The organism is Bosea sp. 124, from assembly GCF_003046175.1.
Taxonomy (GTDB): domain Bacteria; phylum Pseudomonadota; class Alphaproteobacteria; order Rhizobiales; family Beijerinckiaceae; genus Allobosea.
Map to the genome: position 1 here is coordinate 917,302 of NZ_PZZM01000001.1, position 25,815 is coordinate 943,116.

Genomic DNA, 25,815 nt, shown 5'->3' on the forward strand with positions numbered 1-25,815 from the left:
TGTCGTCGTCAAGCGACATATTGACATTATGCCCCCGTTCAGGTGATTCACCACTCGGGATCATCGGATGGAGCATGAATCATGCGGGTCGGCATCAACGGCATGGGGCGCATCGGGCGCCTGGCTCTGAGGGCGGCGCTCGGCGCGGCGCAGCGGCAGGGCGATGATCCGCGCGCCGGCAACCGGCTCGATGTCGTGCATCTCAACGAGATCAAGGGCGGTGCGACCGCGACCGCCCATCTGCTCGAATTCGACAGCATGCAGGGGCGCTGGCGTGCCGATATCGGGCCTGAAGGCGAGGCCGCGGTCCGGATCGACGGGCGGCGGATGGGTTTCTCCGCAGAGGCTGCACCGGGCGACATTCCCTGGGGTGATCTCGGCGTCGATGTCGTGCTCGAATGCACCGGCAAATTCCTGACGCCGGCCGTTATCGAAGGCCATCTGAAGCGCGGCGCCAGACGCGTCATCGTGGCCGCGCCGGTGAAGGACGCATCCGTCCTGAACGTCGTCGTCGGGATAAATGAGCACCTTTACGATCCGGCAGCGCACCCGATCGTCACGGCCGCCTCATGTACCACCAACTGCCTGGCGCCCGTGGTGAAGGTCGTGCACGAGAATCTGCGGATCCGGCACGGCCAGATCACCACGATCCATGATCCGACGAACACCAACGTGGTTGTGGACGCACCTCACAAGGATCTGCGCCGGGCGCGCTCGGCGATGCTCTCGCTCCAGCCGACGACGACGGGCAGCGCCACCGCGATCGCGCTGATCTACCCCGAGCTCAAGGGCAAGCTAGATGGCCACGCCGTGCGCGCCCCCGTCCTTAACGCCTCGCTGACCGACTGCGTCTTCGAGCTCGAGCGCGCGACGACGGCCGCCGAGGTCAACGCCCTGTTCGAGGACGCGGCACGGGGACCGCTCGCCGGCATCCTCGGGTTCGAGCCGAGGCCGCTCGTGTCGATCGACTACCAGCGCGACACGCGCTCCTCGATCGTCGACGGGCTCTCGACGCTGGTCACCGACGGGACGATGTTGAAGGTCTACGCCTGGTACGACAACGAGATGGGCTACGCCTGCCGCATGGTCGATCTCGCCTGCCATCTCGAACAGGTCGGGATCTGACGCGTATGACCGAGGGCTCGCGCAACTATGCCATCGTCACCGCGGCCTATTGGGGCTTCACCCTAACCGACGGCGCGTTGCGCATGCTCGTGCTGCTGCACTTCTTCCGGCTCGGCTACTCGCCCTTCACGCTGGCCTTGCTCTTCCTGCTCTACGAGGCGGCGGGCATCGCCGCCAACCTGATCGGCGGCTGGCTCGCGGCGCGCTACGGCATCACGCGCATGCTGGCGGTCGGATTGACCACGCAGATCCTCGGCTTCCTCCTGCTCTCGGGCCTATCTCCCGAATGGACGGCGGCGGCCTCGGTCGCCTGGGTGGTGATGGCGCAAGGCATCTGTGGCGTCGCCAAGGACCTGACCAAGACGGCCTCGAAATCGGCAATCAAGGTGGCCGAGGCCAACGCGAAGGCGGAGGAAGCCGAAGGCCGGCTGTTCCGATGGGTCGCCTGGTTCACCGGCTCGAAGAACGCGATGAAGGGCATCGGCTTCTTCCTCGGCGGGCTGTTGCTGGAAGCGCTGGGGTTCAGGGGCGCACTCTGGGCGATGGCGGTCATGCTTGCGCTGATCCTATTCGGCGTCGTCACCTCTCTGCCGGCGATGTTGGGCAAGGCCAAGGCAAGCAAGAGCGCGCGCGAGCTGTTCGCCAAGAACCGCAGCGTCAACCTGCTGGCTCTCGCACGCGTCGCGCTGTTCGGCGCGCGGGATGTCTGGTTCGTCGTGGGTGTCCCGGTGTTCCTCTACGCCTCGGGCTGGACCTTCACGATGGTCGGCACATTCCTGGCGGTCTGGACGATCGGCTACGGGCTGGTCCAGGCGGCCGCGCCGTCCTTCGTCCGTCGCAGCCGCGACGGCCTGTCGAGCGAGGTCCCGGCCGCGCGGGGCTGGTCGCTCGGATTGGCGCTCATACCCTTCGCCATCGCGGCCCTTCTTGCTTGCGGCACCAGCCTGCGGCCCGACCTCGTCCTGATTTTTGGTTTGGGGCTGTTCGGCTTCGCCTTCGCGGTGAACTCCTCGGTCCACTCCTACCTCATCCTGGCCTATGCCGGCTCGGAGAAGTCGGCCGAGGACGTCGGCTTCTACTACGCCGCCAACGCGCTCGGGCGGTTCAGCGGCACCCTTCTGTCTGGGCTGCTCTACCAGGCGGGCGGGCTCTATGCGTGCCTGCTTGGGTCAGGTCTGATGCTGATGGCCTGCTTCATCGCGACGATGGCCCTGCCTCTGCAGATCAAGCCCAGCGAGGCCGGTGCTTCAAGCTAATCTGCTCCTTGGAGCGTACGAGTGCGCAGCGTCGCTCGTCTTGCGACCAAGATTGCGCCGTCTCTGTTGCTTTGCCTCTCGCTGCTCGCGGTCGCGCCTGGGTGAGAACCGGCTAACAGAGGGCGCGAAACCCTAGCTGTCGCCGGCGGGGTCGGCGGCCCGTCGTTCCCGGGCGATCTCGCGGTAGAACGCCTCCGCGGTCACACCGATTTCGGTCGCGATCATGTGCCATTGCCCCCTGGGCGGCAGAGCGCCGTTCCAGACGATCCAGGCCCTCAGCCGCGCCTTCACCGTCTTGAGCGAGAGTATCTCGGACAGAAGCCGCGCGCGCTGAACCTCATGCGCCAGATGGCTCGCCCAGGCGGAGGCGACCGCGACATCGGTCTCCAGCGCCCGCAACAGGTCCGGCTTGAGCACCATCCCTGTTCTGACGTGCGTCTCGGCACGGGCATCGCAATGGTACCGGGCGGAATAAAGCGACGCCTCGGCGAGGACGGCGCCGGGCCGCGCGCGCTGCAGGATCAGGGCAGCGCCGTCGTCCTGATGGCGGATCAGGTGAGCCGTGCCTTCGCGCATGATGTGCAGGCCAACCACGCTGTCGCCCCGGTGGAACAGGGCCGCCCCGGCCGAAAACTCGCAGTCATGCAGCGGCAGCCGGGCAAGGATCGGGGCGAGCGTGGCGAACATGATCACGATCATGTTGGAGGACGCCGCGACATGCAAAGCGTCTGTCACACAGGGAGATCATCATGATCCGCGCACTTGCTCTCATCGCCTCGCTCGTTCCAGCCGCTGCGTTGGCTCAGTCTCATCCTGGTCATTCTCATGGCGGCCATGCTTCGCCCCCTGCCCAGCAGATGGGTCAACAACATGGCGTCGTAGCCGCCTCACCGGTTCAGCCGGGACAGGGTGCTTTCGCAGCCATTCAGGAGATCGTCGAAATCCTGGAAGCCGATCCGAAGACCGATTGGTCGACGGTCAACATCGAGGCGCTCCGGCAGCATCTCGCGGATATGAGCGCCGTCACGCTTCTCTCCGAGGTCAAGGCCGAGCCCATCGATGGCGGGATGATGTTCACTGTGACAGGCGAGCCACCGGTGAGGGATGCCATTCGCCGCATGGCGCTCGCCCACGCCGCCACGATGAACAACGTCGGTGGCTGGCAGCTTGCTGCGGCTCAAATTGAGGGCGGGGCGACCACGTCGGTCAGGGTTCCAGCCGCGGACCTGGCCAAGCTGAAGGGGCTGGGGTTCATCGGGGTCATGACGCGCGGCATGCACCATCAGGACCATCACCTGATGATCGCACGGGGCGCCCATCCTCATCATTGAGGGCCGCGTTCGTATTCATCCGTCGCGCAGTGACCTCAGGCGAAGAGGCAGGTGGTCTGGGCAGTCTTGTAAACGATCGGGCGCCTTATTAGATGCGCTTAAGCGCATATTCGGATGTCTTCATGATCGACCTCTCGACCTTCATGTCTGCCTTGTCGGAACCAACGCGGCTGAGGGCGATGCGCCTGCTGGCCGATGGGCGCGAGCACTGCGTTTGCGAGCTGATGGAGCTCCTGAGCGCCACGCAGTCGCGCATGTCGCGGCATATGGCGGTACTCAAGGCCGCGGGGGTCGTGACCGACAGGCGCGATGCGCAATGGGTGCGCTACCGGCGCCATCCCGACCTGGCTCCAGAGCTCGATGCGATCCTCGACGCCGTTTTGACGGCGATCAATGCACGAGAGGCCCTGTCGGTGGCATCAGATGCAAAACGAAAGAACGCAACATGACCCCCAATGTCGCCGAGCCGCGCCGGGACACAACCCCGGAACCCAGTGAGCTCGCCTGGGCCGGCGGTGTCCTGGCCTTCGTCGCGCTCTGGTTCCTGGTTTACGGCCAACTCCTCCCGTTTTCGGAATGGGCGGTAACAGAGCTCCCCCTTGCGCCGGGGACCCAGGCTTTTGAGGCCGCCAAGTTCTTTCTCTACGACACGCCGAAGGTGCTGATGCTGCTGACGCTGGTCGTCTTCGGCATGGGCATGGTGCGCAGCTTCTTCTCGCCCGAACGGACGCGCGCGCTGCTGGCCGGGCGTCGCGAGGGAGTCGGTAACGTCGCTGCGGCGACGCTGGGGATCTTCACGCCGTTCTGCTCCTGCTCGGCCGTGCCGCTCTTCGTCGGTTTCGTCTCGGCGGGCGTTCCGCTTGGGATCACCTTCTCCTTCCTGATCGCCGCTCCGATGATCAACGAGGTCGCGCTCGGCCTGCTTTTCGCGCTGCTCGGCTGGAAGGTGGCGCTCACCTATCTCGCCTTCGGGCTTGGCATCGCCATCCTGTCGGGTTGGGTCATCGGTCGGCTACGTCTTGAAGGCTGGTTGGAAGAATGGGTGAGGGACGTGCGCCTGGGCGAGGTCGATCTGCCGATCGACCGGCTGACGATCGTCGACAGGATCAAGGCCGGAATCGAGGCCGTCCGCGAGATCGTCGGCAAGGTCTGGGCCTGGATCATCGCCGGCATCGCGGCCGGCGCGTTTATCCACGGCTATGTGCCGGCCGAGCTGCTGGCGACCATCATGGGCAGGGATGCTTGGTGGTCGGTTCCTGCCGCCGTCCTCCTCGGCGTGCCGATGTATTCCAATGCCGCAGGGATCATCCCGGTCGTCGAGGCGTTGCTAGGCAAGGGCGCGGCGCTGGGAACGGTGCTCGCCTTCATGATGAGCGTGATCGCGCTGTCGCTGCCGGAAATGATCATCCTGCGAAAGGTGCTCAGCCTAAAGCTGATCGCGGTCTTCGTCGGCGTCGTCGCCACCGGCATCCTCGCCGTGGGCTTACTCTTCAACCTCCTCTTCACCTGACCGAAGGCTCAACACCATGAAGCAAGTCAAAGTGCTCGGCCCCGGCTGCAAGCGCTGCCAGGCGACCGAAGAAATGGTGACGGCCGAAGCCGCCCGCCAAGGTGTGGCCGTCTCGGTCGAGAAGGTGACCGACTACGCCGCGATCGCCGGCTACGGCATCATGTCGACGCCGGGTATCGTGATCGACGGCAAGGTCGTCCATGCCGGCGGCCTGCCCAAGGCGGAGGATCTCGCGAAATGGCTGTCGGCATAAACCTGGAGTACCGCGTCGAGGCGCGACGCGTCGACGCGCATGGCGGCGTCGCGTCGACGAAGCAGGCCGAGATGGTGCTCGACACCGATCTGGCCGGGCGACCGGACGCGTTCAACCCAGCGGAACTGCTGCTTGCGGCCGTCGCGGCCTGCATGCTCAAAGGCATCGAGCGGGTGACGCCGATGATCCAGTTCGCGCTGCGCGGCGTTGAGGTGAAGCTGCACGGCGTCCGCCAGGACAGCCCGCCGAAGATCGTCAGCATCGACTATGAGCTCGTCGTCGATACCGACGAAACCGATCAGCGCCTCGAACTGCTGCATAAGAACGTCCGCAAATACGGGACGATCTCCAATACGATCGCGCAAGCCGTGCGGCTGCAGGGTCTGATCCGCAGGTCGACGATATAGCTGACCATAAGAATGGCTCCAGACGGCCCAGGATGTCTTGGACCGGGCATGGTGGCGCCTTCGCCCCGAGCCGGGAAAGATACCAACGATTTGACCCCATCCATCTTTGAACGGCTTCGACTGGACCTGCCCGTCCTTCTTCCCGAACTGCCCGACGAGAAGGATGCCTGCGTCGGCCGCCTCGTCGAGGAACTGGCCGGCCGGCAGGGCGTGTTAGACGTCCATGTCATCCCGATGTCCGGCGACGATCCGGCCAGGCTCTGTCTGCATTATGATCCCGACGCCTTGAGCGTCAGCCGCATCCGGGAGATCGCAGAGGCGGCTGGCGCGCGCCTGACGAAGCGCTTTGGTCATCTGCTCCTGAAGACCGACGGGGTGCGTTATGCGACCCGGGCCCGCACCGTTTCGATGAATCTGCAGCGACTGCCCGGTGTCATCGAGGCTGTCGCCACGGTCGGTGGGCCAGTGCGCGTCGAGTTCGACCGTGAACTGACGACCGAGACCGTTATTCGCCAGTCCTTGGCAGACCAGGGCCTTGTGGTTGCTGAGCCTTCGCCACCCGCCGCGAAGCCTGTCTCAGACGATGACCATGGGCATGGGCACGAAGATGACCACGAACACGGACATGGCGGGCCCTTCGGAGAGAACAGCGAGCTGATCTTCGCCATCGCCTGCGGCGTGCTGCTGGCGGGCGGCTTTACCTTCTCTTTCATGTCCGGGCTGCCCGCCTGGCTGCCGCTTGCATTGTATCTCGGCGCCTATGCGACAGGAGGCTATTTTCCATTGCGCGAGGCGATCGACACCCTGCGCGCCGGGCGCTTTGAGATCGACATTCTGATGCTGGTTGCCGCGGCCGGCGCGGCGGCGCTCGACGAGTGGGCCGAAGGGGCGCTGCTGCTATTCCTGTTCAGCATCGGCCATGCGCTGGAACATTATGCGATGGGTCGTGCCAGGCGCGCGATCACGGCTTTGACCGACTTGGCGCCACCGACGGCCGAGGTTCGCCGCGACGGCTCCGTCCGAGAGGTCCCGATTGCCGATCTCGCCATCGGCGAAACGATTGTCATCCGGCCCAACACACGCATTCCCGCCGACGGTTTCGTGACTTGGGGATCCAGCAGCGTCGACCAGGCCCCCGTCACTGGCGAGAGCGTGCCGGTCGACAAGCAACCCGTGGACGATATCGCGCGGGCGGGCCTCAACCCGCAGGGGATACGGCTCGACAGCATTGTCTTCGCCGGCACGATCAATGGCCCTGGCGCATTGGATGTTCAGGTCACGCGCGCTGCCGCCGACAGCACGTTGGCGCGTCTCGTCCGCATGGTCAGCGAAGCCGAAACGCAGAAATCGCCGACCCAGCGGTTTACCGACCGGTTCGAGCGGATCTTCGTTCCTGTGGTCCTTCTCGGTGTGGGTCTTCTTCTCCTGGCCTGGCTCGTGATCGACGAGCCCTTCGCGGCCAGCTTCTACCGCGCCATGGCCGTGCTGGTGGCCGCCAGCCCCTGTGCGCTGGCGATCTCGACCCCCAGCGCCGTTCTCTCAGGGATCGCCCGTGCGGCGCGGGGCGGCGTCCTCGTCAAGGGCGGTGGGCCTTTGGAGAGTCTCGGCAGGATTGCGGCGATTGCCTTCGACAAGACCGGCACCCTCACCGAGGGCAAGCCGCGACTGACGGATGTGATCGCGATGACAGGCGTGACCGAGGCCGAGCTTCTGACCGTGGCCATCGCCGTCGAGGATCTCAGCGATCACCCCCTCGCCGCGGCGGTTGTCAGGGATGGACGCCTGCGCCTGGCGAACGACGCACCCTCTGCAAAGGCGGAAGACCTCCGCAGCATCACCGGACGCGGTCTGGCGGCGCGCATCGGCAGCGATGATGTCTTCGTCGGCAAGGCCGCACTGTTCGACGAGATCGACGGCCCCAGCCTGCCGCCCGATCTCCAGGCCCATGTCAAAGGGCTCGAACAGCAGGGGCGGACCACCATGGTGGTCCGGAGCGGGCAGCGTTATCTCGGCGTGCTGGGCTTGATGGATACGCCCCGTCCGAATGCGGCGGGCGTGATCACGCAACTGCGCGCGCTCGGCATCTCGCGGATGATCATGATCTCCGGGGACAACAAGCAGGTCGCCGACGCCGTCGCCAAGCAGGTCGGGCTCGATGAGGCATGGGGCGATCTCATGCCCGATGGCAAGGTCGAGCTGATCAAACAGCTCCGATCGCAGCAGGACGTCGCGATGGTGGGCGATGGCGTCAATGACGCGCCCGCCATGGCCCATGCATCGGTCGGCATCGCCATGGGCGCCGCTGGCTCCGACGTCGCGCTGGAAACCGCAGATGTCGCACTGATGGGCGACGAGCTCAGCCGCTTGCCCTTCGTTATCGGCCTCAGCCGGCAAGCGACCCGGACGATCAAGCAGAACCTGTGGATCAGCCTCGGCATGGTCGCCGTGCTGGTGCCAGCAACACTCTTCGGCCTGCAACTCGGTGCCGCCGTCGTCTTCCACGAGGGCTCGACGCTTCTTGTGGTGGCGAATGCACTGCGCCTGCTGGCATACCGCGACCGGAGCGCGAAAGCGTGAGAGGCCAGCCAATCTCGTTAAGTGGAGGTAGATGGCAGCCTGACGACTTCGCCCTTCGATAGGGCGATTATCTCCCCTTCAGCGACAATCTCCCATGCGTCGTTGGACAACGGCGTGCTTGCGACCAACGTCACGGCCTGATTGGCGCCACCGATTGAAAGGGCCTGGCCGAGATCAGCCTGGGTGCCTTGCACGCACTCCCGACGCAGGAAAACAAGGCCGGGCGGACTGACCTTCCCGGTGACGGCATTCTTGCGCCTGTCGCCGTGTGCGAAGAGTGTGTCGCCATCAGAGTAGAGGAAATTGGCTGGCCCCAATTGCCTCAGTGCCGCTGCATAAGTTGATATGATCGCCAGCCTGACATCCAGGGGCGGGACTTCACGAGCGCGATCCCAAGCATCCCGCAGACGTTCAAGCAGCGCACAGAACGCCTGTTCGGAGTCGGTTTCACCGATCCGACGGTAGCGGCTGGTCCGAAAGGCCACGGACTCCATGATTCCGGGCAGCCAACCATTGTGGGCAAACAGATGCGTCCGTCCGGCAAGCTCCCGGATAAACGGCTGTGCGTTTGCGTAGGAGCGCTCGCCCATCGTCGCCTTGCGTATATGCGAGACGATGATGTGGCTTCTCAGGTCGTGACCATCGACGAACCGAAGCCATTCGCTGTCATCGACCGCTGCAGAATCCTTGATGAGCCGGACATCAGACCCCTCGTAGAAGCCTACACCCCAGCCATCCCTGATCGAGAACGGCGGGCCGCCATGTTCGGCAAGCTTCCTCAATGACAAGGTCAGCGTTGACGGCAGATTGCTTGACAATCCGAGGAGCTCACACACAGGGCTGTTTGGTTTCTCGCTGGCTGCCGGTCAGGAATCTTGTCAATGAATGGCTTCCAAGGCCAGCTAATCCGCGGACGGAAGAGCCGCCCGGGCGTCATTGGGGCCAATCTGATGATTGTCCCCGTGCAGCAATGCAACGCCGGTTATCGTATATCCGATCCGCGCTCTGTCATGAGCCCTTTTTGCCGTCAGTGGCGAACTGCTTGAGAAAGGCCGTGAGGTCCCTGATCTCCTGCTCGTTCTTGATGCCGGCGAAGACCATCTTCGTGCCCGGGATTTTGGCCCTGGGATCCTTGATGTAATCAGCGAAGATGGCGTCGTCCCAGGTGATGCCGGAGTTTCTGTTGGCGGCCGAGTAGCTGTAACCGTCGACCGCACCGGAGTGGCGGCCGAACAGGCCGTTGAGCTGCGGGCCGACGCCGTTCTTGGCGGTCTCCCCGACTTGGTGGCAAGCGCGGCACTTATTCCAGGATCGCTCTCCGGCCGAGATGTCCTGCGCGACGGCACCTGTCGAAGACAAGGCAAGGAAGGCAAGGGCAGGCCAAACGGATTTCATATCGAAAGATGCTCCTGAAGGGTGGGGTCAGACGACGAAGCCGTCGCGGAAGGGATGGAACAGAACCGTGTCGCCTGGTTGGACGCCGGCGTTCTCCGCCGCGATCTCGGCCAGGCCGTCGGCCTGGACCAGCGGTCTCAACCGGGCCGACCCGCCTCGACCGAGGATCTCGACGCCGCCATCGTCCGCCAACCGCGCCGGGACGAATTCGGCCCGCCCTGGACGCCGATCGAAACGCGAGCGGCTCGTCATCGGGCAACCCAGCCGCTGCCGAGACGGCCGGCCCTCGAGAGCGCTCACCATGGCGTGACCGAGGATGAGCCACGAGACGAGGCTGGAGACCGGATTGCCGGGAAGGCCGAGATAGGCGGCTGCGCCGATCGCGCCGACGACGGCCGGCTTCCCGGGCTTCAGGGCGATCTTGAGCGTTTCTCCTTGGCCCCCCGCCTGTCGGAGCGCGACCAGGGCATGGTCCTCTTCGCCGACCGACGCGCCGCCGCTCGTGATCACGAGGTCGGCGTCGGCAGCGAGTCCCCGCATTCGGGCGGCGAGTCGTCCGGCGTCATCGGGCACCCAGCCGCCATCGATCGCCGTCAAACCGGCTTGGGCGATCAATGCGAGCAACATCGGCCTGTTGGAATCATAGATCGCGGCCGCCTCAAGGCCCAAGCCGGGCTGCCGAAGCTCGTCCCCCGTGGAGATCACCGCAACGCGGGGGCGGATGCGGACATTGACGCGCTCGATCCCTTGGGCGGCGAGCAGAGCGATGTGGCGCGCATCGAGCCGATCCCCGACCTCCAACAGCGGCTCCAGCGGCTCGATGTCCTCGCCACGGTGCCGGATGTTGTCTCCAGCCCGGATGGGCCGACGCAGGATGATTGCGCTTCCCTCGCGCTCGACGTGCTCTTGCATGATGACGGCATCGGCGCCGCCGGGCAGTGGTGCCCCTGTGAAGAGGCGTGACGTCTCGCCGCGCCCCAGCTTTCTTCCGACCGAGCCTGCCGCGATCCGGTCGACGACGTCCAATCGCGAGCCGGGAGGTATCCCTTCGCCGGCCGTAAGCGCGTATCCATCCATGGCCGACTGGGTAAAGGGAGGCATGGCAAGCCTGGCCACGATGGGCTCGGCCAAGGTGCGGCGTGCGGCCTCCAGAACCATGACCGTTTCGCTCGCATGCAGGCGCCTGACATACGTGGTCGCGCGAGCGCACGCTTGGGGGATCGTCAGCAAGATTTTGTCGGCGTCGATGCTGCTTGGCGGCATCGAAGCCTGGGATACGGTCGCCATCGTCATCGAGGTACCTGCCGCGTTGTGAGAGATACGGGAACGACGGCCGCTCGCAAGCGAGCGGCCGTCCAAGGTGCCGACTAGACGGCGTATTCCTGGCTCTTGAACGACAGGTGCTTGGTGCCTTCCGGCGCGTTGGCGATCTTCCGGATGTTGCCCCAGGTCTGCTTGTAGTTCGGGATCACGAACTCGTTGACGCCGGCCGAGACGACGTTCCCCTGCACGCCGGTCGGATATGCGAAGAGCATGAAGGCCTGCTTCCGCTTCGCCGACGGAGTCGGGTACGCCATCGCCTGCGTCGATCCGTTATCGTTGAAGACCTCGACGAGGTCCCCCGGCTTCAAGCCGAGCTCGGCCATATCGTCCGGGTTCAGGTCGATGAACGGGTACGGCAGACGATCCATGACGAAGTCGTCCTGCTTGTCGAGATAGGCGCTCTGCCAGACGAGGTTCGCTCGGCCGTTGTTGATCAGGAACGCGAACTTGTCCTTCTCGGCCTGCTTGCCGGCGGCCTGGAGGCCGCGCCATTGCGTCTCCATGAAGGTCGCCTTGCCATCCTTGCCGCCGAACTTGCCATCGGCGAACAGGCGCTTGGTGCCCACGATCTTGCCATCGGCGAAGCCCGTGGCAGGCTCCTGGAAGCCGTTGGTGCCCATCGCCTTCAGCCTTGCATAGGTGACGTGCTCGCCGCCCTTCTCATGCTTGGCGTAGCCGTCCATGAAGGCGTCTTCTTCGGTCGTCCAGTCGAAGCCTTTGAAGTTGTCGGCGACCTGCGCCATGCCCATCTCGCGATAGACGCGCTCCATATGGTTGGCGATGCGCGCCGCGATCAGGCAGTCCGGCATCGCGCGGCCCGGGGGGTCCATGTAGCGCTCAACGAGGCGCATGCGGCGCTCGCCATTCATAGAGGTCAGGTTCATCTCTCCGGACGTCGCAGCGGGCAGCCAGACATGGGCGGCTTGCCCGATCTGCGTCGGCACGATGTCGACGTCGACCGAGAACAACCCGCCCTTCTTGATGGCCTCGACGATCGCCGTGACCAGCGCGGCGCGGTCGCCGAACGGCACCGAGTCCATCGCCTCCTTCACCATGTCGGTGCGCTTCTTGTAGTTGCGCTTGAACTGATGCGCGTTGAGCGTGGTCTTGTAGTGGTCGCAGGCCCAGATGTGATGGACGCCGCCCTTACCCTCGAGCAGCAGCTTGTCGACATAGGCCGACGGGCGACCGACATGGGCGTCGGAGGGCCGCGAGTAGCCTTCCTGGTGGCCGCCAAGGCGCACGCAGCCCCCACCCGGCCGGCCGATGTTGCCGGTGGCGAGCGCGACATTCACGAGAGCGCCGTTGGTGCGGTAGTTGTCGTTGCCCCAGATCAAGCCCTTCTCATATGCGAACATCGTGCGGCGGCGGGCATTCCCCTCCTTCGGCATCGCGATCCATTCCGCCGACTGGCGGATCTGGTCGACCGTGAGTCCCGTCAGGGTTGCCGCTTGCTGGAGCGTGGTCTTGTTGGCGGCGACCATTTTGTCGAAGCCGTTCGTAGAGGCTGCGATCAGTGCCTTGTCCGTCCAGCCCTTCTCCGCGATGTAGGTCATCCAGGCGTTGAACAGGGCGAGGTCCGTGCCCGAGTTGATCGCGAGGTGCATCACGTTGTCCTTGCCCGCCTCGACCTCGCAGGCATTCACCGTGACGGTGCGGCGCGGATCGACGATGACGATCCGTGCTGCCGCATGGGCCTCATTGGGGAGTTCGGTCTTCTTCTTGTCGATCGAGGTGCCCCGCAGGTTCGGTACCCAGTGGTTGAGGAAGTAGTTGGTCTGGGTCTCCAGCGAGTTCGCGCCGACCATGACGATTGTGTCGGCCAGCTGGGCGTCCTCGTAGCAATTGTTGAGCTCGCCAATGCCCATGTCGCGGGTGGCGTGGACCTCGGAGTTGTAAGCCGGCCGGTTGTGGATCCGGATGTTCTTCACCTTCATGGCGCCGAAGTAGAGCTTCCCGGTGCCCCAGGTGTTCTCGTAGCCGCCGCCGGCGCCGCCATGGTCGAAGGCGGAGACGAACAGGCCGTCCTCTCCTTGCTCCTTCACGACCTGGCAGGTGACGCGGGCGACGAGATCAAGGGCGTCATCCCATGATGTCGGCGACATCGTGCCATAGCGCCAGACCATCGGATCGGTCAGGCGCTGGGCCTGCGTCGAGCGTGCCTCGGAGAAGGAGGTCTCGGCCATCCGGGCCCCGCGGATCGACCCTAATCCCGAGTTCACCGAGCAGCCCTTGTCGGGCATGATCACCAAGTGGACGTCCTTACCGCCCTGCTTGACGATGTTGTACATCGACGGGGAGTACCAGGCGCCGCTGTCGGCGCCCTCCTGCTTCGACAGGTCGGCCTTGAACTTGTTCTGCCGCGGCTCGGTGCCGCCCTGCTTGTTGATGTCCCAGGTGTAGGCCTTGTAGCCGCAGCCGACGATGCAGAAGTGGCAGGTGACGTTGTGTTCCTTGGCGTCCGCTGGGACGATCGGGAGACGGTCGATCTGGCGCTTGTAGGTCATGGTCGATCCTCCCTTCAGAGCACGTTGGACAGGCGGCCGTAGAGGAGCTCGTCGAGCCCCTCTGCGACGATGTCGCCGTTGGCTTCGACGCGTAGCGCGTATTGCGGGAGGTTTTGGGTCGCCTGGCCCCAGATCTGCTGGCCGCCGGCCTCACAGTCGAAGCGCGAGTAGTGACCGGGGCAGTTCAGCGTCTTGTCAGTCGCATTGAAAGCGAGCGGGTAGCCCTTGTGCGGGCACAGCGTCGCGAACCCGACGATGTCGCCATCGGGGCCTACGCCCCCGGGGACGCGCTTGCCGAGCTTGAGCAGGACACCAGGCGCGTCTGCGTCGGGGTACGAGACGTCCTTGGGCTCGTTGACCTTGAGCTCCCCGAGGGTGCCAAGCCGATTCACGGGATAGTCGACCCGGGCGGAGGCAGGCTTGGCATGGGCTGAGCCTGGGACCATCGTGGTCGCCGCGGCCCCTGCCGCGGCGATGCCGGCTCCGGACAGGAAACGGCGACGGCCGATATCAACCATCAGATCGCACTTTTTCATCGCGTGTCCTCCAGACCTGCTTCTTTGAGCTGGAGGGACTGCAGGGGCCGTGCCGAATAAAGCCGGCTTTAGAACTGTTTTAATTTCAGAGACATGGGCCGACTACGGGGGTGGGCCATGTTCGGATTTCCGAACATGTTGCGCCCGCGAAGGTCCGGATATCCGGTCAGGACGACGGCGCCGGGATTCCGTGACGCCTCATCTTCTCCCACAAGGTGGTCCGCGAGACTCCCAGGACCTTTGCGGTTGCCTGCACGGCTCCACCATTCTCGGCCAAGACCCGAACGATGTACCGACGCTCGGCTTCATCTCGTACCCCTTCCAGTCCTTCGCGCATTCCTATTGCCATCATGGGGGCCAGATCAGGGAAAAGGTCCCCTGGCATCAGGAGAGGTCCATCTCCCAGAGAGATCCCTCGCTGCACGCGGTTTCGAAGTTCGCGGACGTTACCAGGCCAACTATGGGCAAGAGCGGCTTCGAGCGCCAAGGCGCTCATCCCCTGGATCCGGTCACCCGACTGCTCCTCGAATTCCGCGAAGAAGCGGTCGATGAGCCAGATGATGTCGTCGCCGCGGTCTCTCAGTGGCGGGAGCGGCACGTTGACGACGTTGATGCGATAAAGGAGATCCTCTCGAAAACTCCCTGCCTTCACCTTCGCGATGAGGTCTGCATTGGTCGCGCAGACGATGCGGGCCTTGAACGACAGGGCTTGCTCGCCCCCGACGCGGGTGAATGTCCTCTCCTCGAGAAGACGCAGTAGCTTGGCCTGGAGCCGAGGCGCCAGGTCACCGATCTCGTCGAGGAAAAGGGTGCCCGTGCCTGCGCGCTCGGCGTAACCGACATGGCGGCCCTGAGCGCCGGTGAATGCTCCTTTCTCGTGACCGAAAAGCTCGCTCTCCATAAGCTCGGCCGGGATCGCCGCGCAGTTCACCGCCATGAACGGGCCGGCTCCATGTCCCCGGGACGCATGCAGAAGACGTGCGCAGACTTCCTTGCCGCTGCCCGTCTCTCCTGTGAGGAGGACGGGCGCGCTGACCGTCGCCAAACGGAGCAGCGTGCGCTCAACGGCGCGGATCGCAGGCGATACACCCAGAACACCCTGCCCATCCCCCTCAAGAGGATCGACCAGCGTCTCGAGGCGCTCCAGGAAGGACGTCATGTCGAACGGCTTGGTGACGTAGTCGCCCGCCCCGCAACGCATGAGCCGGACCGCCTGATCGATTTCGCCATACGCGGTCATGAACAGGAACGGCGGCGAGCCCTCGGACTTCGCGGCTTCGAAGAATATGTCTTCGCCGGTGCCGTCAGGCAGCTTCAGATCGCAGATCACGGCGTGGTGGCGGCGGCGCGCAAGCCCCGTGACGGCCTCTGCCTTAGTTCGCCACCAAGTGACTTCAGCACCCTCTAGAGCGAGCCGCTGGACCAGCGATTCCCCCATGATCGGATCGTCCTCGATGACCCCTATCGACCGGTGCTCAAGCGACATCGCGCATCTCCTCGACAGCCACAAGCGGGATGGTGACGCGTATCAGGGCGCCACCGATGGGAGACGTCTCGACGGCGATGCGGCCGCGGAGATCGTGCACGAGGCGCCGTGTCATCCACAGCCCCAGGCCACTGCCGTAGCCTGAGGAGACTGGCTTGCCGACACCGTCCAGCACCGCCTGGCCTTCTGGGCTAAGGCCAGGGCCCTGATCGTGTACTGACAGCTCGAACTGGTCGCCTGATGCCGAGGCCACGAAGTGTAGCCGAGCGCCCGAGGGTGAGGCCTGCAAGGCGTTCAGCAGCAGGTTCAGGGCGATCTGGCGCACCGCGGAGGCCGGCACGGGCAGGTCGCGCTCGATCGCGTTGCTCCAGTCGAGGGTCAATGCGCGACGCCCCATCTCGGGCCCGAGCAGGAGCTGCAGGTCGTCCAGGTCGGCAGCACTGAGGTTCCGCGGATCACGATCGGCGCGGTAGGTGGCGAGCGTGGCGCGGACGACATCGCGTATGCCCCTCAGTCCGCGTTCGATCAGGTCGAGCGAGGCATTGCGCACCGTAGGCTTTTCGCCGTGTCGCTTGATGGTGTCGATGGCGTTGAAAAGCCCACCAAGCGGGTTGTTGATCTCGTGTGCCATGCCCGACGCGAGACGCCCGAGGCTCGCCAGGCGTTCCTCGTTCGCCAGCTCCTTCGCGATCGCCTCGCGGTCGTTGACAGCGTCTGCCATGACGTTGAACCGCCGGAAGAGGCGACTGAATTCGGAGGTGGCACCCTGGACCTCGGCGGCGGGAATGGGCTGGACGGCACCTGCGACACCCAGATCGAGATGCCGAGAGAGCGTACGCAGGGGCCCGAGCATCCGCCGGATGATCCAGTAGCCGACGGCCGCAAGAAGGACTGCGATCGCCGCGTTGGTCCCGACGAGGGTTCGCAGGACGTCCTCGCGCTCTCGCAGCAGGTGGCGTACGTCGTAGTCGACGTAGATCGCGCCGATGCGCCGATCCTGGTAGATGAGGGCGCGACGGGCGTAAGCCCTCGCATCGGCGACATCCACGATCAACGTGCTCTCGCCCTGGAAAGCATTCTCCCTATCGGCCTGCTGACTCAGCACTGGAGCCCTCTTCGGATCGCTGGCCGCGAGTGTCTGACCATTTGTGTCGACCACGACGATGGTCGCACGGCCGAAGCCGCCTTCGAGACTCGCGCCGCGGTCGATGGTGTCGAAGACCTCCCAGATGTCATCCCTAAGGACATGAGGGATTAGGGCCGCGGCGAGGCCGTTCAGGTAGATCGTCGACATCGCGGTGAGGTGGCGCTCCTGCGTATCGCGCAGGCGGGAAAGAACCGCGTTCGTCATGACGCCGCTGACGACAAGCATGAAGGCAGCCACGAGCAGAGGAGCCTTGAAAGCGAGCGGCCACTGCCGCGGATCGAGGGAAGATGGCTTCATCCCGATGCCCTCACGAGATCGACTCTTCGGGCAATACTGTCGAATAGCGAGGGCTCGCCCTTCGCGAAGCCATCCAGGCGGAGCAGACTGAGGACGTCGCGACCGACGGGGTCGAGCGGCATCGCCAGCAGGGCCCTGCGAAACTTTGCGATCCCTTCGCTTGCGGCGTTGTTGCCAGCGGTCGCGATGGGTGGGAAACCCATCCAGTCCGACCGCCACGCCGGCCTCGTCTGACGGGTAAGCTCGGCCTCCGTCTCGGTCATGACCTCCCAGACGTAGCCGTCGACGCTGCCGGATTGGGCGAGGCCCGCCGCAACGGCTCGCACGACGTTGCGGTGGCCATAGGTGAAGAACGTCCTCCTGAAGAAATCCTTGGGCTTGATTCCCCTCTCCGCCAGGAGTGCTCGCGTCACGAGGTAACCCGAGTTCGAATCCGGATCGGAGAGGGCGTGGATGTCGCCACGCAGATCGTCGACGGCGGAGGCCTCCCGCTCACCTGAGACGATGAGGTAGCTTTGGTAGGTCATCCGTCCCCGCCAGATCGGTACGGCGACGAGTTCGAGTTCGCGGCGGTAGGCGATGAAGGGGAAGCCGCAGATCCAGGCCGCATCGAGAAGCCCGGAGACGAGCTGAGAGGTGATCTCCTGGTAGGTACGCTTGAGGACGAGCTGCACCTCGGTCCCCATCGCAGCGCTCAGATACCTCTGAAGCGTCTCGAGCAATTCCAGATCGGAGCTCAGGAAAACGGGTGTGAGGCCGAACCGGAACGGCTGCGCCGCGCGCAGGACGGATGCTCGCGAAACCGTCAGCGCGACCGTCATCCTCGCCAGCAACGCCCTCCGCGTTGGCGCTCGCGGCGTTGATCTCCCTGGTCGGCGTGGACCGACTTCCACTAGAGATCTCCTCCTACAACTCTGTTTTTGTCGATAATGAGCCCTCCGACGCCGCCGTCAAATTTATCCCGGTCGCTTAGGACTTCCTTTTCCTCGCGCCCATCCTGCGGGCCGCGCATGGATCAGTTGCCTTTAGGAGAGGGGCAGTTGGTAGGCTTAAAAAGTCTCGCGGGAGGGTAATCGTTGTCCCGCTTCATTAAGCATGATCAGGATCGGCAGCGGACCAGCATCAGCCTACGGCCGGCTTATGGCAATATAGCTCAGCGCCGAATCACGATGCCAGACGGACCTAGATGCGACCGCCCCGCCATACACACGTCACGCCCGTGATGTTTCAGGATCTGGAAAAACGGCGTTTTGATGCGCTAGAGCCGGAGCACCTCGCTCGACTCGAGGCAGAGCGAATTGGCCGAAACGACTCGCGGATGCGGTTCTTGGGACGTCTCTTGGCCGAGCAGGGCATGACCGAGCAGGCCGATGAAGTACTGGCCATTCGTAACGACTGCGCGGCAAAAGGCACAGACGCCGGCGGCGACTTGAGAATCCACCGGCTTATCGACGACGCAAAGCACAATCTCATTGACCCAAAACTTCGATTAGCAATCCCCGAGCCTTATATAAACATTGAAGATTTGATTGATCGCCTTAACTGGAACAAATTTCGTTCGCTCTGGGAAGCATGGGAAAATATCGTTTCCATATTGGATCACAGACTAATCGCAATTTGCATCACGGGGCGGCCCGATGGGACAATAGTCGATTTCAAGGGTGAGCTCGATGATCTGCGTGATGAGGTCGTCACCGCGTTGAGGCCTTTCGCGCATTGGTACTCCTGGCATCTCGATGTCAGTGTGCTGCGCGATAATCGTCATCCGCATTACCATTGCCTGTTCGTCGTGCCGGCAACGGCGGATCGCGCCGTGTTTGATGTGGTGGAGGACCTGAGGCAGCGCGCCTTCTGGAACGACGACGGTCTCTACATCCAGTATCGTGATTGGCTGGACGGTGACCGTCGCCGCCGGATGCTCGACGTGGCCGAACGCCAGCGGTCCTGGATCGCCGCCCTGGCCTATGCGACACGGGTCATTTCCTATCGCCCCCTGCCCAAGGCCAAGGTCAAGGCTGTCCCGACGCTCAGCTCGTTCCTCGATGTCGATGACCACGTTGGTCAGGTTCGAAAGGAATGGGATGCGGCCTTGAATGAGGTCCTCAAGCGCAATGACCTCGAAAAGGCACTGGGTGCCCGCCGGATGGCGCTTTTCCTCCGCGAGGAGACAGGCCGACGGGTCGTCAGCTTTCGCCAATCACGGCGATGGAAGGCCCTCGAACCTGCAGTCCGACCGGGAAGGCCGCTTCCTGCGCCACTGCCCAGCCTTTCTGTTGCCGACGACGATGAAGGTGATCCGAACTCCTTGGTCAACACCCTTCACGCTGCGGTTCTCCTGTACGGGGCCGTGGCGCCGGTCGTCACCGACGGCGAGATCGAACGCGGTTCGGAAATGGCGGTGGAAGAATTGGAGCAAAATGATTCTCGACCGGCAGATGAGCCCGTTCCGGATGACGACTCTTTGCCGTCAATTGTTATTGAAAAGGGATTCGAGGAAAACCCGGTGGGGCGCCCCCACCGCGCAATCAGCCACCAAGAACTCATGCTGGCCATCATCAACGGAGGAACGTGCACGGCGGCTGCGGCAATCCTGGAGACTTCCACCAGGAAGGTCCGACAGGAGATGGAGGGCGCCGGTATCGCTCCGTTTCCACGAGGTCGACCGAAGGCCGGAGTCATGCGGGATCTGCCAAGCCGGCCCCGGCTCTTTTCTGCCTAGGATGACGCAGCCGCTCCGGCGCCGCCGCGGCGTTGAGCTTCATTTCGACCATGAATGAACCTTGGCATCACGCCTTCCCGACGACTGGCACCTCATCGATCCGCGTCGTGTAACGCGGCGACCGCATGTCGAATTTTGTGATCCATGCCTTCTTCTGCCGAGCGATGCCCGCCGCCGCAGGGAAGACAACGCCACGTCCGAGCTTCTGGTTGCAGGCGTCGAGGGCTACCATGAGCCGCCCGCTCTTCTCTCGATCGAGCGGGCCGATCAGCGCGCGCTGCGAGAATTCCGGCGCAACCAAGTCGACCGTCATCAGGCCCGCCTTCGAATAGCGGTAGCCGCTCTTCCAGATCCGCCTGGCTCCCCACTTGGCGGATCTGACTAGGACGAGGGTGTCGTTGGTGGCCTCGGGGAAATCCACGGTGGTGGAGACCGAGCGCGACGGCCCGTTGTCGAAGGGGCTGGTATGGAAAAAGACGGTCACGTGATCGGTCGCCAAGCCGTGGTGCCGGAGCTTCTCTCCGAGCCGGGTCGCATGCGCGGCGAGGGCCTCCTGCATCATCTCCAGGCTCTCGACCCTGCCGGCGAAGGATCGGGTCACCGCGCAGCCCTTGCGGGTCGGCGCCACGGTTTCCAGGTCGATGCAGGGCTGGCCGCGAAGCTCATGGACGATCCGCTCGCCAACCACTGTCAGCGTCTTCCTGGCGAGCTTCGGATCGAGCGCGGCAACGTCGGCGGCCGTCTTGCAGCCGAAGGTCCCTAGCTTGGCCTGGCTCGCGCGCCCGATGCCCCAGACGTTCTCCAACGCCAGCAGAGGAAGCCATTCCCGCCGGGCCTCATCGCTGGTCAGGTCGCAGACGCCGCGCAGCTGTGGGGTACTCTTGGCGATCTTGTTGGCGAGCTTGGCCAGGGTTTTTGTCGGGCCAATGCCGACGCAGGTCGGGACGCCCGTCCAGGTCGACACCGTCGAGCGCAGGTCCCGTCCCATCTCCGCGCGCTGACCAGGCGCCACCGGGGTCATGTCGAGGAAGCTCTCGTCGATCGAATAGACCTCGATGTCCGAGGCAAACCGCTCGTAGACCGTGTTCATCCGGCGGCTCATGTCGCCATAGAGCGTGTAGTTCGACGAGAACACGACCACGCCCTCACGCTTGCAGAGCTCGCGGATCGTGAACATCGGCGCCCCCATCTTGATCCCGAGCGCCTTGGCCTCGGCCGTGCGCGCGACCGCGCAGCCGTCATTGTTCGAAAGCACGATCACCGGGCGCCGGCGCAGCCTCGGATCGAAGACCCGCTCGCAGGAGCAGTAGAAGCTGTTCCCATCGATCAGGGCGAAGGACCGCGTCATCGCCGGAAGCGCCGCACCGTGTTGGTGACAACGCCGAAAATCTCGATCTGGGCATCCCTCCCGGGGTCGTAGTCCGGATATCGCCGGTTGCCGAACGCGAGACTTGATCGGCCGCCGGCGATCCGGAAAATCTTGATCGAGCGCTCGCCGTTGACGTCGACCACGACGGCGTCGCCGTCCCGCGGCAACAGGCTGCGGTCGACCGTAATCAGGCTGCCGTCGAAGATCCCGACGTCGATGGCGCTGTCGCCGGCGACGGTCATGACGAAGGTCGCCGGGGCGTTTTGGATCAGGGTCCGTGAAAGGTCGATGGGCGCGTCCAGATAATCGTCCGCCGGCGACGGAAAGCCCGCTCGCACCGCCTTCAGGTAGAACGGCAGGAAGATCGGCGGTCCAAGGACGGCGGGCAACATGTGCATCGGAAAGGGCTCCTATCGAAAGAACAAAATAGGAACATAGCCCCTCATCGAGTCAAGATGCGAGTTGGCAACACCAGGGCCGCGCCGCTAGCCTGCTGATGCTGGGGAGAGACGCATGAGCACCGAAGACGCCGCCGTCGAGGTAAAGGATGGCAGGATCCTGATCGACGGCGTCGATCAAGGTCTGGAGGTCGCCCACCATCAGGGCCTGCGCATGACTGTGACCGGCCTGCGTAAGTCCCGCACAGTCCAAATGCTCGATGGCCGCCGGCTCGACGACACGCGAATTCATGGGATGGGCATCCTGGACGGCACTCTCGGCATCGTCGGGGCGTCCGACAAGGTGAAGGCCGTCGCGGTCGTCGTGCAGTCGGCTCCCACCGGCGAGGAGCGACTGGATTGGCACACCTACGTCGGCTACTCGGCGGACGACGAATTTCCCGATGATACGCCTTGGGCAGTGCAGGCACGCCTGCCGCCGGAGGTCTGGGCGATGCTGATCGCTGAATTCGATGCGGGACGCGTGCAGCGGCTGAGCATGGACGTCGACGGTGGGATGTGGAGTAAGCCGACGCCGTTCTTCCATGACCCGAGGCCGCATTTGATGCTGCCACCGAAAGGAGGTGGTGCAGGTCATGCGATCGCGAAGACAATCTCCATCACCTGGGGAACCGAGATCGTGACCATGCCGGACGAAGCAGCCGCTCCCCTCACGACGTCGGGGGCCGGCAGGGTCCGTCAGCTGCTGACCTGGGGACTGCCGGCGATCGTCGGGCTGCTTGCGATCATCGCGGCGAGAACCTGATCATGGGCCCGCAGAAACACGACGTTCCCGATGAGGCCGAGGACGACGGCTGGGAAGACGACGTCCCATGGGCAAATCCTCAGATCCAGAGCGACTATGAGGCCGCGCTGGGTCGGTTCCTGGTCGCGTTCAATCGGATCGACAACGAGGTCTCACAGCTGATCTCGACGGTGCTGCACCTCTCCGAGCGTGCGGACCTCATCGAGCCCATGACCATCCGAACGGATTTCGCCCGCAAGCTCCAGGTCCTGGACCTGCTGACGCTAGCGAAGCATTCCGGCCAGTTGGGCGACGCCCCCATCGAGGAGATGCGCAAGCTCGCCGGCGAGCGGAACGTCGTCGCCCATGGGCACTTCGATCAGAACCCGTTCGACGGGGAGTATCAGCTGAAAGGCAAGGGTCGCTATTCGGACTATAGCGCCAAGCGCCTCGACGGCCTAACCGAACGCTGCAACAGGGCCTGGCAGAAGCTGCGGTTTGTCGACGCCTGCTTCCACTTTGAAGCCCTCGAAGTTGATGACGACGGCAATATCGTCCCATCGTCGGTGGTCGGCTCTTAAACGTCTGACGGACGGTTCATTTCGCTGGGAATACCTGAATTCACCGAAGCCTGGGTTGTATAATACGGTCGCCCGGCAGCTCGTCGAAATGTTGAAGGTCGTCGTTCAAATCGTGGATTACGCCGAGCACGGCAACGGGTCAGAGGCGTGGGCCAAGGTAGAGACCTTGACCGCAACGAGTTCCATGCATCGGCGGGTTGTGGAAGCGATGGTCGCAGGTGATCGAACGCAGGACATTGGGGGCGACGCTATCGCAACGTGCCTCTCCACCCTCAAGCATCATCAAGCCGACGTCGATCTGAGCGGTTTCAAGACCCAAGAGACCATCGGACACTGGTAGTCGGTGGAGGTTCCCAGTCGTTCTGATCCTCAACGTATGGCGTCTATCTGCTCCGCTTCCGTGTGCTTAGCCGATCGCGCCCTGCCCGGCTAACCGCTTCATACGCTCAGTGTAACGACACGCTACGCAGCCTGAGCGCATTGCCGATCACGCTGACCGAGGAGAGGGCCATGGCGGCGGCAGCGATGATCGGGGACAGCAGGATGCCGAAGAAGGGGTAGAGCAGACCTGCGGCAATGGGCACCCCCGCCGCATTGTAGATGAAGGCGAAGAACAGGTTCTGACGGATGTTGCTCATGGTCGAACGGCTGAGCTGGAGCGCCGTCACGATGCCTTGCAAGTCGCCCTTGAGCAGGGTGACCCCAGCGCTCTCGATGGCGACGTCGGTGCCGGTTCCCATCGCGACGCCGATGTCGGCGGCGGCGAGAGCGGGCGCATCGTTGACGCCGTCGCCTGCCATCGCGACGATCCGACCCTGAGACCGCAACTTGGCGACGACGCCGCTCTTCTCTTCCGGCAGCACCTCGGCCTCGACCTCGGCGATGCCGAGCCGGCGAGCCACGGCCTCGGCGGTCGTCCGGTTGTCTCCCGTGAGCATGACCACTCGGATGCCGGCAGCCTGGAGGGCCTTGATCGCCGCGGGCGTGGTTTGCTTGACGGGATCGGCGATCGCCAGCAGACCAGCGGCCTTACCGTCGATCGCGACCACGATGACGGTCGCGCCATCTCCGCGAAATTCCTCCGCCTCCGCAGCAAAAGCCGCGATGTCGATGCCGGACTCGCTCATGATACGATGGCTGCCGATGACCAGCGCATGGCCTTCGACGATGCCCGTGACGCCCTTGCCCACGGGGCTGTCGAAGTCCTTGGCCTCGGCGAGCGTGAGCCCCCGTTCCTTCGCCGCCTCGACGATCGCCTCGGCGAGCGGGTGCTCGCTGGAGCGTTCCAGGGTGGCGGCAAGGCGAAGCACCTCGTCCTCGCCGAAGCCCTCCGCAACCTTCAGGCTCGTCAGCTTCGGCCGGCCCTCGGTCAGCGTCCCGGTCTTGTCGATGACAAGCGTGTCGATCTTCTCGAAACGTTCCAGCGCCTCGGCGTTCTTGATAAGCACGCCGAGACTGGCACCGCGGCCGACGCCGACCATGATCGACATCGGCGTGGCGAGCCCCAGCGCGCAGGGGCAGGCGATGATCAGAACGGCAACGGCGGCGACGAGCCCGTGGGCGAAGCGTGGCTCAGGCCCCCAAAGCATCCAGGCCCCGAAGGCGATCACCGCGACGCCGATCACCAACGGCACGAACCAGCCGGAGACCTGGTCGGCGAGGCGTTGGATCGGCGCGCGCGAGCGCTGGGCCTGGACGACCATGGCGACGATGCGCGAAAGCATGGTGTCACTGCCGATCTTGCTCGCGCGCATGATGAAGCCGCCGCTGCGGTTCAGGGTGCCGCCGATCAGGGGCGAACCGACCTCCTTCGTGACCGGCATCGACTCGCCCGTCACCATCGCCTCGTCGATCGAGCTGCGGCCCTCGACGAGTTCGCCGTCAACGGGCACGGTCTCGCCGGGACGGACCCGCAGCCGATCCCCGACCACCACCGCATCGAGGCCGATGTCCTCGTCGCCGCCATCGTCGCGCACTCGCCGCGCCGTTTTCGGCACCAGGTCGAGCAAGGCCCGGATGGCGCCACCCGTTTGTTCGCGTGCCCTCAGTTCCAGAACCTGGCCGAGCAGCACCAGCACGGTGATCACCGCCGCCGCCTCGAAATAGACCGCAACCGATCCCTCGACGGATCGGAACGTCGCCGGAAAGATGCCAGGGGCGACGGTCGCGACGACGCTGTAGATCCAGGCCACGCCAATGCCCATCGCGATCAGCGTGAACATATTCAGGCTGCGGTTCACGATCGACTGCCAGCCTCGCTCGAAGAAGGGCCAGCCGGCCCAGAGCACCACGGGCGTCGCCAGGGCGAGCTGTATCCAGTTCGAGGTTTGCGGACCGAGCCACATGTGCAGGTCGAGGAGATGCCCTCCCATCTCCAGGAGGAACACGGGAAGGGCCAGCCCGAGGCCGACCCAGAAGCGGCGCGTCATGCCGCGCAGTTCGGCGCTAGGCCCAGCCTCGCCCGTCGCGATCTCCGGCTCCAGCGCCATGCCGCAGATCGGACAGTTTCCAGGCGTTGGCTGCCTGATCTGAGGATGCATGGGACAGGTGTAGATCGCTCCGGCCGGCGCTGGCTCGGTGGCAGGGTCCTCGCCCTCCGACACGTAGCGCTCCGGCGCCGCCTTGAACTTGGTCTCGCAGCCCGCGGAGCAGAAATGATACGTCTGGCCATCATGGACCGCCTCGTGCTTGGCGGTGGCCGGATCGACCGTCATCCCGCAGACCGGGTCCTTCTCGACTGGGGCTGCCGACGTGGGGCGATGGTCATGACCAGGTTCGCCATGGTGGTGATCGTGATGGGTCATGGGGGCCGGC

Annotated in this window: 24 protein-coding genes; 12 read left to right on the forward strand and 12 right to left on the reverse strand. The window is 64.4% G+C overall.

Annotation, left to right across the window (positions count from 1 at the left end; translation table 11 throughout):
* The first annotated feature begins 81 nt into the window (after window positions 1-81).
* Together C8D03_RS04345 and arsJ are read left to right on the forward strand one after the other, a co-directional pair.
* Window positions 82-1,125, forward strand: coding sequence for an ArsJ-associated glyceraldehyde-3-phosphate dehydrogenase (locus C8D03_RS04345; RefSeq protein ID WP_108045163.1), 1,044 nt, complete (start codon window positions 82-84; stop codon window positions 1,123-1,125).
* Window positions 1,126-1,130: 5 nt separating this feature from the next.
* Window positions 1,131-2,381 (forward strand): organoarsenical effux MFS transporter ArsJ, encoded by a 1,251-nt coding sequence (gene arsJ / locus C8D03_RS04350; protein WP_108045164.1) that lies wholly within the window; start codon window positions 1,131-1,133, stop codon window positions 2,379-2,381.
* Window positions 2,382-2,513: 132 nt separating this feature from the next.
* Here the strand turns inward: arsJ and C8D03_RS04355 are convergent, their stop codons facing one another.
* Window positions 2,514-3,116 (reverse strand): Crp/Fnr family transcriptional regulator, encoded by a 603-nt coding sequence (locus C8D03_RS04355; protein WP_146170077.1) that lies wholly within the window; start codon window positions 3,114-3,116, stop codon window positions 2,514-2,516.
* Window positions 3,117-3,130: 14 nt separating this feature from the next.
* Between C8D03_RS04355 and C8D03_RS04360 the strand changes: the two genes are divergently transcribed.
* The 6 genes from C8D03_RS04360 to C8D03_RS04385 all read left to right on the forward strand — a co-directional run bounded on the left by C8D03_RS04360 (window position 3,131) and on the right by C8D03_RS04385 (window position 8,459).
* Complete coding sequence (locus tag C8D03_RS04360) at window positions 3,131-3,712, forward strand: hypothetical protein (protein WP_146170078.1); 582 nt, start codon at window positions 3,131-3,133, stop codon at window positions 3,710-3,712.
* Between the two features lie 122 nt (window positions 3,713-3,834).
* Window positions 3,835-4,161, forward strand: a complete 327-nt coding sequence (locus tag C8D03_RS04365; protein ID WP_108051197.1) for an ArsR/SmtB family transcription factor — start codon at window positions 3,835-3,837, stop codon at window positions 4,159-4,161.
* Window positions 4,158-5,222 (forward strand): permease, encoded by a 1,065-nt coding sequence (locus tag C8D03_RS04370; RefSeq protein WP_108045167.1) that lies wholly within the window; start codon window positions 4,158-4,160, stop codon window positions 5,220-5,222. Before C8D03_RS04365 ends, C8D03_RS04370 begins: the two co-directional genes overlap by 4 nt.
* A 16-nt stretch (window positions 5,223-5,238) precedes the next feature.
* A complete protein-coding gene (locus tag C8D03_RS04375) occupies window positions 5,239-5,475 on the forward strand; it encodes a thioredoxin family protein (RefSeq protein ID WP_108045168.1) in 237 nt (78 codons plus the stop codon).
* Window positions 5,460-5,882: an OsmC family protein gene (locus tag C8D03_RS04380; RefSeq protein ID WP_068178557.1), complete on the forward strand. Its 423-nt coding sequence runs from the start codon at window positions 5,460-5,462 to the stop codon at window positions 5,880-5,882. The genes C8D03_RS04375 and C8D03_RS04380 overlap by 16 nt, the downstream gene beginning before the upstream one ends.
* A gap of 102 nt (window positions 5,883-5,984) precedes the next feature.
* The gene (locus tag C8D03_RS04385) at window positions 5,985-8,459 is read left to right on the forward strand and encodes a heavy metal translocating P-type ATPase (protein WP_108051199.1); all 2,475 of its coding nucleotides are present in this window, start codon (window positions 5,985-5,987) and stop codon (window positions 8,457-8,459) included.
* 17 nt (window positions 8,460-8,476) lie between these two features.
* Here C8D03_RS04385 and C8D03_RS04390 read toward each other — a convergent pair whose 3' ends face one another.
* The 8 genes from C8D03_RS04390 to C8D03_RS04425 all read right to left on the reverse strand — a co-directional run bounded on the left by C8D03_RS04390 (window position 8,477) and on the right by C8D03_RS04425 (window position 17,971).
* Entirely contained in the window at window positions 8,477-9,295 is an 819-nt protein-coding gene (locus C8D03_RS04390; RefSeq protein WP_108045169.1) for a class II glutamine amidotransferase, read from the reverse strand.
* A gap of 172 nt (window positions 9,296-9,467) precedes the next feature.
* Complete coding sequence (locus C8D03_RS04395) at window positions 9,468-9,854, reverse strand: c-type cytochrome (protein ID WP_108045170.1); 387 nt, start codon at window positions 9,852-9,854, stop codon at window positions 9,468-9,470.
* Between the two features lie 27 nt (window positions 9,855-9,881).
* On the reverse strand, window positions 9,882-11,147 hold the full coding sequence (locus C8D03_RS04400) for a molybdopterin molybdotransferase MoeA (RefSeq protein ID WP_248308344.1): 1,266 nt from the start codon (window positions 11,145-11,147) through the stop codon (window positions 9,882-9,884).
* 74 nt (window positions 11,148-11,221) lie between these two features.
* The gene (locus tag C8D03_RS04405) at window positions 11,222-13,684 is read right to left on the reverse strand and encodes an arsenate reductase (azurin) large subunit (protein WP_108045171.1); all 2,463 of its coding nucleotides are present in this window, start codon (window positions 13,682-13,684) and stop codon (window positions 11,222-11,224) included.
* A gap of 14 nt (window positions 13,685-13,698) precedes the next feature.
* On the reverse strand, window positions 13,699-14,220 hold the full coding sequence (locus C8D03_RS04410; protein ID WP_108045172.1) for an arsenate reductase (azurin) small subunit: 522 nt from the start codon (window positions 14,218-14,220) through the stop codon (window positions 13,699-13,701).
* Between the two features lie 166 nt (window positions 14,221-14,386).
* Window positions 14,387-15,706 carry a sigma-54-dependent transcriptional regulator gene (locus tag C8D03_RS04415; protein WP_108045173.1) on the reverse strand — a complete coding sequence of 440 codons (1,320 nt, stop codon included), beginning with the start codon at window positions 15,704-15,706 and terminating at the stop codon, window positions 14,387-14,389.
* Entirely contained in the window at window positions 15,696-17,150 is a 1,455-nt protein-coding gene (locus C8D03_RS04420; RefSeq protein WP_108045174.1) for a sensor histidine kinase, read from the reverse strand. Before C8D03_RS04420 ends, C8D03_RS04415 begins: the two co-directional genes overlap by 11 nt.
* Window positions 17,147-17,971 carry a substrate-binding domain-containing protein gene (locus C8D03_RS04425; protein ID WP_108051203.1) on the reverse strand — a complete coding sequence of 275 codons (825 nt, stop codon included), beginning with the start codon at window positions 17,969-17,971 and terminating at the stop codon, window positions 17,147-17,149. Before C8D03_RS04425 ends, C8D03_RS04420 begins: the two co-directional genes overlap by 4 nt.
* Before the next feature lie 401 nt (window positions 17,972-18,372).
* Between C8D03_RS04425 and C8D03_RS04430 the strand changes: the two genes are divergently transcribed.
* The gene (locus C8D03_RS04430) at window positions 18,373-19,869 is read left to right on the forward strand and encodes a hypothetical protein (RefSeq protein ID WP_108045175.1); all 1,497 of its coding nucleotides are present in this window, start codon (window positions 18,373-18,375) and stop codon (window positions 19,867-19,869) included.
* 67 nt (window positions 19,870-19,936) lie between these two features.
* On the opposite strand, the gene C8D03_RS04435 is transcribed toward C8D03_RS04430, so the two are convergent.
* Window positions 19,937-21,217: a Y-family DNA polymerase gene (locus C8D03_RS04435; RefSeq protein WP_108045176.1), complete on the reverse strand. Its 1,281-nt coding sequence runs from the start codon at window positions 21,215-21,217 to the stop codon at window positions 19,937-19,939.
* A complete protein-coding gene (locus C8D03_RS04440) occupies window positions 21,214-21,630 on the reverse strand; it encodes a LexA family protein (protein ID WP_348981688.1) in 417 nt (138 codons plus the stop codon). Before C8D03_RS04440 ends, C8D03_RS04435 begins: the two co-directional genes overlap by 4 nt.
* A 121-nt stretch (window positions 21,631-21,751) precedes the next feature.
* Between C8D03_RS04440 and C8D03_RS04445 the strand changes: the two genes are divergently transcribed.
* Genes C8D03_RS04445 through C8D03_RS04455 form a run of 3 tightly spaced genes read left to right on the forward strand, consistent with a single transcriptional unit; the run spans window position 21,752 to window position 23,341 of the window.
* Window positions 21,752-22,441 carry a hypothetical protein gene (locus tag C8D03_RS04445; RefSeq protein ID WP_108045178.1) on the forward strand — a complete coding sequence of 230 codons (690 nt, stop codon included), beginning with the start codon at window positions 21,752-21,754 and terminating at the stop codon, window positions 22,439-22,441.
* Window positions 22,442-22,443: 2 nt separating this feature from the next.
* On the forward strand, window positions 22,444-23,001 hold the full coding sequence (locus C8D03_RS04450; RefSeq protein ID WP_108045179.1) for a hypothetical protein: 558 nt from the start codon (window positions 22,444-22,446) through the stop codon (window positions 22,999-23,001).
* Between the two features lie 55 nt (window positions 23,002-23,056).
* Window positions 23,057-23,341 carry a hypothetical protein gene (locus tag C8D03_RS04455; RefSeq protein ID WP_108045180.1) on the forward strand — a complete coding sequence of 95 codons (285 nt, stop codon included), beginning with the start codon at window positions 23,057-23,059 and terminating at the stop codon, window positions 23,339-23,341.
* 106 nt (window positions 23,342-23,447) lie between these two features.
* Here the strand turns inward: C8D03_RS04455 and C8D03_RS04460 are convergent, their stop codons facing one another.
* A complete protein-coding gene (locus C8D03_RS04460) occupies window positions 23,448-25,805 on the reverse strand; it encodes a heavy metal translocating P-type ATPase (protein WP_108045181.1) in 2,358 nt (785 codons plus the stop codon).
* Between the last annotated feature and the right edge of the window lie 10 nt (window positions 25,806-25,815).